2 protein-coding genes are annotated in these 1,999 nt (G+C 50.6%); both read right to left on the reverse strand.

Going from position 1 to position 1,999, the window contains the following annotated elements; genetic code table 11:
* A partial coding sequence (gene tssI, locus AKJ31_RS21795) for a type VI secretion system tip protein TssI/VgrG (protein WP_157052416.1) occupies positions 1 to 1,211 on the reverse strand: 1,211 nt, incomplete at its 3' end.
* A 131-nt stretch (positions 1,212 to 1,342) separates the two neighbouring features.
* Positions 1,343 to 1,861 carry an Hcp family type VI secretion system effector gene (locus tag AKJ31_RS21800; RefSeq protein WP_053411100.1) on the reverse strand — a complete coding sequence of 173 codons (519 nt, stop codon included), beginning with the start codon at positions 1,859 to 1,861 and terminating at the stop codon, positions 1,343 to 1,345.
* Positions 1,862 to 1,999: the final 138 nt, after the last annotated feature.

Here is a 1,999-nt window from a genome sequence, read left to right on the forward strand (position 1 = left end):
CGGTCCCAAGGGAAATGCAGCTTAACGCGGCCATGTTCATCGCAGTAGATTTCTTCGCCTTCAGGCCCCACCACGAGGGCAATCATCGGCCCATCGACTTGCGGTTTCGGTTGTGGGGTCGCTTGCCAGGTCATGGTCGCGGGGATGAGTGTAAACTGGTTGTGATAGGTGGTGGCACCATCGCCACCGGACTCTTCTAACGCTTGCGGTTGCTCGCCTTTACGGGTGACGGAGACCACCAACCAATCTCGGTTCATCTCTTGCGTCAGGTGGTCTTGCAGCGCAAATCGAACGCCCGCACGAATCAGTGGTTGATTGCTGTGCCCGCTCGCGGTGTGAGCGTCACGGCGCAGGTAGTCGAGGCGCGCTCGACGAAACGCTTTACCACTCTCGTCGTCTTTGTAACGACCCGGCGCATCAAAGTGTTGGTAACCCTCACGTTGATACGCCATCTCAGTCCCTTGCTGGGTTTGTGAGAAGCGGTAAGTGGGCTTTTTAAAGCTGTAGTCTTTGAGTGACACCTCAGAAGGGGCAGATTGGGTGCGTTTCTCTACCCCTGAGATATAAGGTTCGTCAATCACGCCACCCGACAGGGCATTGTAAGGGATAGGGGCGTCGAGTTTCGGCAGTAGCTCTGAGCTGTCACTGAACAATAGGGTGTGTTTACCGGGGGTGTGCTCAAAGCTGTACACCAAACCTTCCTCCGCGGCTAAGCGTTGTAGAAAGGCTAAATCGGTCTCTCGGTACTGAACGCAGAACTCGCGGGTTGGCAGCTCACGGGTGAGTGAGAACGCGTACTCCTGAATGCCCATTTCCGAAAGCAGCACAGAGATAATCTCACTGGCGCTCTTGTGTTGGAAAATGCGGCTGTTGTGGCGCAATGACAAACGCTCAAGCGCCGGTACTAAAGTCAGTGAGTAGAAGGTATGGTGATGGCCAATGTCGCCTTGGGTAAATTGTCGAACAATCCCGTGTACACGTTGAGTCAACTCACCGTCACGATACAATTTGAGTTCGGCCTGCATATCGACCATTTGCTCCGGAGTTAAATCCGGACGTCGACTCGCCAACGCTATCTGATAACGAAAACCGTAACACGGCTGACCGAGAAATACCCCATCGGATAATGTCTCGTGTCCTTCAAAGCCTCGTACCACGAGACTGTCGTCGTCTAACCCATCGACGGTGAGTGTGTAGTGCAGTGTCGCCATGAACCTTCCCTATACCGCTAAGCCAAAATGCCCTAACCCAATCAGGCTGAAACAACCTCATTGGGTTAAGGCAAGCAAACCACCTAAGCCGGATAAACAGACTTAGGTGGTCAAATCACAACAATTGAAGATTACGCTTCAATCGGTTTACGCCAGTCGTCTGCACCCGATGTGCCAGCATTGACGTGGTCCCAAGTGATTTTACGGTAAGACATCGCGACCGTGAGGTTCTGCGTGAAGTCCGATTTTGATGGGTCTTGGCAGTGTGGCATTTCACACTGGATATCGATGATAGACGCGCTTTCTAGTGTGGTAGTAAAGAAGTTCTCTTGTTTACCTTCAATCGATGTGCGGTACCATTTCAGCTTCACTTCGCTCATCTTCTCGCCTGACGCCAATGCGTTGTACAGCAGTGGTACGGCTTTGTTTAGGCACACGGTAAATTTGAACGCTTTGTGGACACGTTGACCCGAAGGTTGGCCTGATTGTGGGTCCGTTGGTACGGTTACGCTGTGGTCAAACTGTTGCACCAGCATTTCGTCTTCGTGACCTTCAACGTATGAATCACCGATTGAATCGGCAGTACACGCACCTGCCGTGATAAGACCCTGAGTTTCGCCATTGATAGAGATATAACATGGAGTTGGCATAGCTATTCCTTTTGAATTAAGTTCAGTAAATGCGAACTGGATATAACAAAAGGTGTGCCAAGTTTATTTTATATTTAAATCATGCACTTAAAATAAAACACAATTGGCCATGAGCAATAAGTTGCTTAAATCGAGCAA

Origin of the sequence: Vibrio hepatarius, assembly GCF_001274785.1 — a bacterium.
GTDB classification, from domain to species: Bacteria; Pseudomonadota; Gammaproteobacteria; order Enterobacterales; family Vibrionaceae; genus Vibrio; species Vibrio hepatarius.

Bases quoted from the DNA above. Each gene is read 5' to 3' on its own strand.
- AKJ31_RS21800 (WP_053411100.1), bottom strand. From the start codon at position 1,861: ATGCCAACTCCATGTTATATCTCTATCAATGGCGAAACTCAGGGTCTT.